This is a genomic window from Pseudonocardia sp. NPDC046786 (assembly GCF_040645415.1).
Classification (GTDB): Bacteria; Actinomycetota; Actinomycetes; order Mycobacteriales; family Pseudonocardiaceae; genus Pseudonocardia; species Pseudonocardia kongjuensis.
In genome coordinates this window covers 161,945-170,160 of record NZ_JBEYYF010000014.1, presented here as the reverse complement: position 1 = coordinate 170,160, position 8,216 = coordinate 161,945, and the positions used below count along the sequence as shown (strand labels likewise).

At 73.6% G+C, this 8,216-nt stretch carries 5 protein-coding genes; 2 read left to right on the top strand and 3 right to left on the bottom strand.

Annotation, left to right across the window (positions count from 1 at the left end; genetic code table 11):
- Positions 1-121: 121 nt before the first annotated feature.
- Complete coding sequence (locus tag ABZ881_RS18920) at positions 122-697, top strand: DinB family protein (RefSeq protein WP_358486207.1); 576 nt, start codon at positions 122-124, stop codon at positions 695-697.
- A 585-nt stretch (positions 698-1,282) separates the two neighbouring features.
- Positions 1,283-2,515 (top strand): GGDEF domain-containing protein, encoded by a 1,233-nt coding sequence (locus tag ABZ881_RS18915; RefSeq protein WP_358486205.1) that lies wholly within the window; start codon positions 1,283-1,285, stop codon positions 2,513-2,515.
- 13 nt (positions 2,516-2,528) lie between these two features.
- Here the strand turns inward: ABZ881_RS18915 and ABZ881_RS18910 are convergent, their stop codons facing one another.
- From ABZ881_RS18910 to ABZ881_RS18900, 3 genes are all read right to left on the bottom strand, one after another.
- A complete protein-coding gene (locus tag ABZ881_RS18910) occupies positions 2,529-4,790 on the bottom strand; it encodes an ATP-binding domain-containing protein (RefSeq protein WP_358486225.1) in 2,262 nt (753 codons plus the stop codon).
- Positions 4,791-5,051: 261 nt separating this feature from the next.
- Positions 5,052-7,427: a glycoside hydrolase family 65 protein gene (locus tag ABZ881_RS18905; protein WP_358486203.1), complete on the bottom strand. Its 2,376-nt coding sequence runs from the start codon at positions 7,425-7,427 to the stop codon at positions 5,052-5,054.
- Entirely contained in the window at positions 7,424-8,155 is a 732-nt protein-coding gene (locus ABZ881_RS18900) for a beta-phosphoglucomutase family hydrolase (RefSeq protein ID WP_358486201.1), read from the bottom strand. Before ABZ881_RS18900 ends, ABZ881_RS18905 begins: the two co-directional genes overlap by 4 nt.
- Between the last annotated feature and the right edge of the window lie 61 nt (positions 8,156-8,216).

The following is an 8,216-nucleotide window of genomic DNA, read 5'->3' as shown; positions in this document are numbered from 1 at the left end:
GTGACCTGCCCCGACCAGCGCAGCGACGAGGTGAACGCGATCTCGTCGCGCAGCTCCCACGGGCTCCCCGGGAGCGCCCCGGCCAGCGCGGCCGACCTCGTTCGGTCCTAGCCTGCCCGCCATGAACCGGACGATCGACTGGAACACCGAGCTCGGCGAGCAGCTGACGTTCCACTGGGAACAGCTGCTCCGTCCCCGGCTCGCCGGGCTCACCGACGAGGAGTACCTCTGGGAGCCCGTGCCCGGCATGTGGAGCGTGCGCCCCCGGGGCTCCTCGGTGACCCCGCCGGGGGCCGGCTCCGGCGACCGGGTGATCGACTTCGCCTACCCGGTGCCGGAACCGCCCCCGGTCACGACGATCGCCTGGCGGCTGGTGCACGTGATCGTCGGTGTGCTCGGCATGCGGGTGCACGCGCACTTCGACGGCCCACCGGTCGACTACGACTCGCACACCTGCGCCGGGACCGCCGATCTGGCCCTCGCCCAGCTCGACGACGCCTACCGCCGCTGGACGGCCGGTGTCGCGGCGCTCGGCACCGCGGGCCTGGCCCGGCCGTGCGGGGCCGCCGAGGGCCCCTACGCCGACGCGCCGATGGCCACGCTGGTCCTGCACATCCACCGCGAGGTCATCCACCACGGCGCCGAGATCGCCCTGCTGCGGGACCTGTACGCGGCCGCGCCGCCGGTACGTGGCTGACCCGGCCGCCGGGCGCCACGCACCGCGAGCATTGTCACCAGTTCCAGTTACGCATGTCGCGCTCCTTTCCCGAATGTGTTCCGACGTTCTCCGCACACGGTCACCAGTTCCAGTTGCGCATGTGCCCGACCCCCTTTCGGTGCGTGCCTGCATCCGCCCGTTCCCGGGCGTTCGTCACCAGTTCCAGTTGCGCATTCCGATTCACCTCCCCGCGAACGGACCGGGAGCCCCACCCGGTGTCCCGGCGGCCCGGGACGCCGCCGACCGTCACTGTCCGCAGCGTCGACACTCTTCTGGGTGAGGTCCGCGAACAAGGGTAAACACGACTTCGCCATGTCAGGCACACTGTTGATCTTCGGCGGCCGGTTCGCCGCGCCGGCCGGACCCACCCGTGGGCCGAGTCCGGCCCCGCTGACCAGCGCCGAGTCCGGGGCCCCGCCGCTATGCTCGACAAGAGAAACGATCAGAGGTTCGGCACCGTTGTCTGGAGATCCGTCGGCATCCGGCGCCCGGGTACCGGGTTCCGGCGACGCGCCGCGCCGCCCGTCGTTCCGGGGGCTGCCACTGCGTGTACGCGGGCTGCTCGTGGCGGTCGAGCTCACCGCCGTACTGCTGCCGGCGGGCGAGATCGCGCTGCGCGGCCCGGAACTGCTCGAACCGCGATCGTGGATCGTCGTGGCGGCACTTCTCGTGGCGGCCGCGCTGCACGCGGAGCTCTCGCTCGGCGCGGAACGGATGCGCCGCCGGATAGCGGACACCCGCTACATCGACCTGAGCTCGGTGTGGACCTTCGCCGCCGCGCTGGTGCTGCCCGCCGCGCTGGCCGCGGCCACCGTCGTGGCCCTCTACACGCACCTGTACTTCCGGGTGTTCCGCCCGGCCGGGACACCCCCGCACCGGCAGCTGTACTCGACGTCCACCGTCGTGCTCGCGGTGTACCTGGTCGCGATGCTGCGCGGGCTGACCGGGGTGGGCGACGACTACGCCTCGGTCGCCGGCGCCGCCACCCTGGCCGGCTGCCTGCTGGCCTACACACTGACGAACACCCTGCTGGTGGTCTCGGTGATCCGGCTGTCGCAGCCGCGGTCGTCGTTCCTGGCGATCCTGGCCGGCGGCGAGATCGCGCTCGAGCTGGCGACGCTCAGCCTGGGTGCGCTGGTCGCCGTGGTGGTGCTGCCGGACCACTGGCCGCTGGTCGTCCTGCTGGTGCCGTTGCTGCTGCTGCTCGAACAGACGACGCTGGTCCGCCAGCTGGAGGACAAGGCGAACACCGATCCGAAGACCGGCCTGCTCAACGCCGACGCCTGGCGGGCCCGGGCCACCCGGCTGCTCGCCGGCGCCCGCCGGGACCGGGTCGCCGCCGGGGTGCTGATCCTCGATCTCGACCACTTCAAGGACGTCAACGACCGGCACGGCCACCTGGTCGGGGACGCCGTACTGGCCTCCATGGCCGAGGTGCTGACCGGTGAGGTCCGCGGCGCCGACGTGGTCGGCCGGTTCGGCGGCGAGGAGTTCGTGGTCGCGATGGGCACGATGAAGCAGGACCCGGCGGCCGGCGCGACCGCGGTGCACGAGATGTGCGAGCGGATCCGGCGCCGGGTGGAGTCGCTCAGCGTGGACGTGCCCTCGCCGACCGGCGACGTGCGGATCGACCGGCTCAGCGTGTCGGTCGGGGCCGCCGTCGCGCCCGGTGCGGGCACCGAGCTCGATCGGCTGCTCGCCGCCGCGGACGAGGCGCTCTACACCGCGAAACGGGCCGGCCGGAACCGGGTCCGGGTGCGCGCGAACGGTGCCGGACAGGCCGGCCCGGCGCGCTGAGCCGGGCTCGCGGCTACCGCTCCCGGCTGATCCGCTTGAGCACCGGTGGGAGCTCGCCGGAGTGCAGCACGCCGAGCCGCTGGGTGGCCCGGGTGATCGCCACGTAGAGGTCGCTGAGGCCGCGCGGCGACTCGGTGAGCATCTCCTGCGGCTCGACGACGAGCACGGCGTCGAACTCCAGGCCCTTCGAACCGGTCACCGCGAGCACGACGACCGCGGTGTCCAGCTCGTCCGGGTCGGTCGCGGCGTCGATGATCCCGGCGGCGACCAGCGCGTCCCGGGTCTGCTGCAGCCGCGCGGCCGGGACGAGCACCGCCGTCCGGCCCTCGCCGACCGCGTCCCGCTCGGCGACGACCCGGTCGGCCAGCACCCGGTCCCGCTCGGCACCGGCGACCGGCAGCGGCGCCGCCCACGGCGGAACCCCGGTCGAGCGGACCGACGACGGCGGCTGCAGCGACGGGTCGATCTCGGCGAGCACGTCGTCGGCGACGTCGGCGATCTCGGCGGGCGTCCGGTAGTTGACGGTCAGCTGTTCCAGCCGCCAGCGCCGGGCCACGAACGGCGACAGCACCTCGTTCCACGATCCGGCGCCGCCCCGGTCGCTGGTCTGCGCGATGTCCCCGACCAGGGTCATCGACCGGGCGGGCGCCCGGCGCATGACCATCCGCCAGGCCATCGCGGACAGCTCCTGCGCCTCGTCGACGATCACGTGCCCGTAGGTCCACTCGCGGTCCGCGGCGGCCCGCTCGGCGGTGGAGTCGTAGCGGGCGACCTGCATCCGCTCGGCGAGCCGGTCGGCGTCGATGATGTCGGTGGCGCGCAGCAGCTCCGGATCGAGGTCCTCCTCGAGATCGAGCACGTCCAGCACGCCCTGCGCGTACTCGACCTCCTCGCGCAGCGCGGCGGCCTCGGCCGCGGCCTGCGCGGCGCCGTCGTCGCCGAGCAGCTCGGCGGCCTCGTCGAGCAGCGCCACGTCCGCCGCCGACCAGCGCTGCTCGTAGGGCACGTCGGGACCGGGCGCGTCACGCTCCAGCAGCACCCGCTCGTCGGCCGGGATCCGCCGGGCCACCGAGTTCAGCCGCCTGCGGTCGGCGAACAGGTCGGTGAGCAGCTGCTCGGGCGACAGCGTCGGCCACAGCTGCTCCAGCTCCTGTTGCAGCGCCGGCGACTCGGTGAGCTCGTCGCGGATGTCGTCGACGTCGAGTCGGTCCAGCAGCTCCGCCCCGACCCGCCGGGCGACCTGCTGGGCGAGCAGCCGCAGCAGCTCCTTGCGGAACGTCCGGCGGGCCTCGTTGTGCGGCTTGCGGGAGCGCCGCGCGCGGGTCCTGGCCTGGGTGACGGTGTCCCGGTCCAGCACCACCCGTTGCTGCTCGACGACCAGCTCGATCGGCTTGCGCGGCACCTGCTGGCGGTCCCGCACGGCGGCCGCGACGACGGCCGCCATGTCCGCGCGGCCCTTGAGCTCCGCGGTCGCCGGGTCCTCCGGGCGCCGGGCGTCCAGGCCGGGATAGAGCTGGGCGACGGTGCCCAGCACCACCGAGGTCTCCCCCAGCGACGGCAGCACCTGCCCGATGTAGCGCAGGAACGTCGGGTTCGGCCCGACGACGAGCACGCCGCGCCGGGCGAGCCGGTCGCGGTGGGTGTAGAGCAGGTAGGCGGCACGGTGCAGGGCCACCGCCGTCTTGCCGGTGCCCGGCCCGCCCTGCACGACCAGCACCCCGGACGGCTTGGACCGGATGATCCGGTCCTGCTCGCCCTGGATGGTGGCGACGATGTCGCCCATCCGGCCGGTGCGCGCCTCGGACACCGCGGCCAGCAGCGCCGCCTCGCTGGTCAGCCCGGCCCCGGCGCGGGCTCGCTCGTCGTCGTCCATCTCGGCGAGGTTCAGCGGCTCGTCGTCGATCGCGACGACCTGGCGGAGCCGGGTCCGCAGGTGCCTGCGCCGGCGCATGCCCTCCGGGTTCGCCGCCGTCGCGGTGTAGAACGGCCGGGCCGCCGGCGCCCGCCAGTCCATCAGCAGCGGCTCGTACTCGTTCTGCTCGTCGAGCAGGCCGATCCGGCCGACGTAGCGGATCTCACCGTCGTCGGAGTCCAGCCGGCCGAACGCGAGGCCGTGCTCGGCGGCCCGCAGCGCGGCCAGCCGGTCGGCCAGCAGCGCCGCGGCCGCGTCCCGCTGGGTCAGCGCCTGCGGGGTGCCGACGGTCTCCTCGCGCAGCGTGTCGGCGAGCCGCCGCGCGGTGTCCCGGCGGCGGTCCTCGAGCTGCTCGTAGAGCATGCCGACGTAGGTCTGCTCGTGGAGCAGCTCCGGATCGGTTCCGGCATCGGTCCCCTGGTCGGCGGGAGGACCGACGGACGGGTCGGGCGTGGCTTCGGGCACGGCGCGGGGATCCTCCACCGAGGGGACGAGCACGGTCGCGACGCCTGCCGGTGCGGGCTCCTCCGTGGACCCTGCACCCGTCGGGCGGCGCGACGTATCAACGTACCAGCGGTGCACGACCGGCCGCCGCGCGCTCGTCGCGGCGAGCCGGCCCCGGCCTCAGCCGCGCTGGCGCGGCGCCCGCCCGGCCGGCTGCTCCACCGGCTCCACCCACTCGGTGGTCGGCGTCGGGGCGGTCACCGGGCCCTCGCCGTCCAGCGCGATCGGCTCGTCGTGGTGCCGCAGCCGCATCGGCGCGCCGTCGAGCAGCTGGTACTCGACCTCGTCCGGGGTGATCGTGACCCGGAGCCGGCGGCCCTGCCACTTCAGCCCGAACGAGATCCGGGACAGCGACGGCGGGAGCACCGGCGCGAACGAGAGGCCGTCGGCCTCGCAGCGCATCCCGCCGAAGCCCAGCACCACCGCCGACCAGGTGCCCGCCATGGACGCGATGTGCATGCCGTGGTCGGTGTTGCCGGCCAGGTCCTGCAGGTCGACCAGGGCCGCCTCGGCGAGGTACTGGTGGGCCAGCTCCAGGTGCCCGGTGCGAGCGGCGAGCACCGCCTGGGTGCACGCCGACAGCGACGAGTCCCGCACCGTGATCGCCTCGTAGTAGGCGAAGTTGCGGCGCTTCTGCTCCTCGGTGAACTCGTCCGGGAAGATCTGCATCGCCAGCACGAGATCGGCCTGCTTGACGACCTGCTTGCGGTACAGGTCGAAGTACGGGTAGTTCAGCAGCAGCGGGTACCGCTCGGCCGGGGTGTCGTCGAAGTTCCACCGCTGGTGGTCGGTGAAGCCCTCGGACTGCGGGTGCACGCCGAGCCGGGAGTCGAACGGGATCAGCATCGCGGTCGCCGCGTCCCGCCAGGAGGCGATCTCCTCGGAGTCGACGCCCAGCCGGGCCGCCGACCGCGGGTGCTTGGCGGCGACCTCCGCGGCGTAGCGCAGGTTCTGCCGGGCCATCAGGTTGGTGTAGACGTTGTTGTCGGCGATCGAGGAGTACTCGTCCGGCCCGGTCACGCCGTCGATCCGGAAGTTCCCGGCCGAGTCGTGGTGGCCCAGCGAGCGCCACAGCCGCGCGGTCGCGACCAGCAGCTCCAGCCCGACCTCCAGCTCGAACTTGGTGTCGCCGGTCGCCGCGACGTGCCGCTTCACCGCGTCCGCGATGTCGGCGTTGATGTGGAACGCCGCGGTGCCGGCCGGCCAGTAGCCCGAGCACTCGTGCCCGCGGATCGTCCGCCACGGGAACGCGGCGCCCTTGAGGCCGAGCGTCTCGGCCCGCTCGAACGCCTGCGGCAGGATCGAGCGGCGCCAGCGCAGTGCGTCCGCCGCCGCGTCCGGCGCGACGAACGACAGCACCTGCAGGCAGAACGTCTCGGTGTCCCAGAAGGTGTGGCCGTCGTAGCCGTCGCCGGTCAGGCCCTTGGCCGGGATGCAGCGCCGCTCGGCGCGGGCACCGGCCTGCAGGATATGGAACGTCGCGAGCCGCACCGCCTGCTGCAGCTCGGCGTCGCCGTCGATCTCGACGTCGGCGGTGGCCCAGAAGTCGTCGAGGTACTCGCGCTGCTCGCGGACCAGGCCGTCCCAGCCGGTGTAGCGGGCGGCGGCGATGGCCGCCCGGACCTGGTCGTAGACCGCAGGCAGGCTGCGCCGCGACGACCAGCCGTAGGACAGGTACTTGACGACGCGCAGCGTCTCCCCCGGCCGGACCCGGGCGATGATCGTGGTGCGGGCCAGGTCCTCGTTCGCGTCGGTGCTGACCTGGATGCCCTCGGGGCCGCTGACCTCGTGCTCCATCGCGGCACCGCAGCGCAGGCCGGACTTGCGGGTGGAGTGCACCAGGGTCGCGCCGGCGTCACCGGCCCGGGACTGCTCGGGCTCCAGGACGTTGTCCAGCGCGGTGTCCAGCCGCGGGTCGTCGGCGTCGCGGCCGGGGAGCTGCTCGTTGGCGACCAGCTCGGACTGCAGCACCAGCAGCGCGCCGTCGTTCTCGTCGGCGGTGCCGTTGCTGACCAGCTCGACCTCGTAGCAGATCGCGGCGATCGCCCGCTGGGTCAGCGACACCAGCCGGGTCGAGCGCACCTTGACCGCACGGCCGGCCGGCGACTCCCACTCGACGTCGCGCTCCAGGGTCCCGGCCTGCATGTCGAGCACCCGCTCGTGCCGGCGCAGGGTGCCGTAGCGCAGGTCGAACGGCTCGTCGTCGACCAGCAGCCGGATCAGCTTGCCGTTGGTGACGTTGACGATCGTCTGCCCGGACTCCGGGTAGCCGTAGCCGCCCTCGGCGTAGGGCAGCGGGCGCACCTCGTAGAACGAGTTCAGGTAGGTGCCGGGCAGCACGTGCGGCTCGCCCTCGTCGAGATTGCCGCGCAGGCCGATGTGCCCGTTGGACAGGGCGAACACCGACTCGGTCTGGCCCATCGCGTCCAGGTCGAGGCGCGGCTCACGGATCACCCACGGCTCGGTGGTGAACGTGGGCAGGTGGTCGGGCTTCACGAGCGCTCCAGCAGGTCGGCGAGATCGGTGACGACGACGTCCGCGCCGTGCTCACGCAGCGCGGCGGCCTGGTCGAGGCGGTCGACGCCGATGACGGCGCCGAAGCCTCCCGCGTGGCCGGCCTGCACGCCGGCCAGCGCGTCCTCGAACACCACGGCGGCGGACCGGTCGACGTCGAGGTCCGCGGCAGCGGCGAGGAAAGTGTCGGGGGCCGGCTTGCCGGGCAGCCCGCGCTCCCGGGCGGTGACGCCGTCGACCCGGTGGTCGATGAACGTCTCCAGCCCGGTGACCCGCAGGATCTGCTCGGCGTTCGCCGACGAGGAGACGACGGCGGTGACCAGCCCGGCCTCCCGCACCGCCTCCAGGTAGCGGCGCGATCCGGGGTACACCCGGACACCCTCGGTGATCTTGACCTGGACCAGGTCGTTCTTGCGGGTCGACAGGCCCCAGAGGGTCTCGGTGTCGGCGTCGTCGTCCGGGGTGCCCTCGGGCAGCGCCACCCCGCGCGAGGCGAGGAAGCTGCGGGTCCCCTCCAGGCGCGGCTTGCCGTCCACGTACGGGCCGTAGTCGGCGGAGATGTCGAACGGGGTGAAGTCCTCCCCGTCCCGGCGTCGCAGGTACTCGTCGAACATCTGCTTCCACGCCGCGGCGTGGACGCTCGCGGTGTCGGTCAGCACGCCGTCGAGATCGAACAGGCACGCGCGTGCGCCGTCGGGCAACCCCAGCATGGCGCGCACGCTATCCGGATCGATGAAGGTCCGTCGCCCCCGGGAGTGCCCCGGGTACCCG

What these genes read in the sequence shown, in the direction of transcription:
- ABZ881_RS18920 (WP_358486207.1), top strand. Translation starts at nt 122, where the DNA reads ATGAACCGGACGATCGACTGGAACACCGAGCTCGGCGAGCAGCTGACG.
- ABZ881_RS18910 (WP_358486225.1), bottom strand. Translation starts at nt 4,790, where the DNA reads ATGCTCTACGAGCAGCTCGAGGACCGCCGCCGGGACACCGCGCGGCGG.
- ABZ881_RS18900 (WP_358486201.1), bottom strand. Translation starts at nt 8,155, where the DNA reads ATGCTGGGGTTGCCCGACGGCGCACGCGCGTGCCTGTTCGATCTCGAC.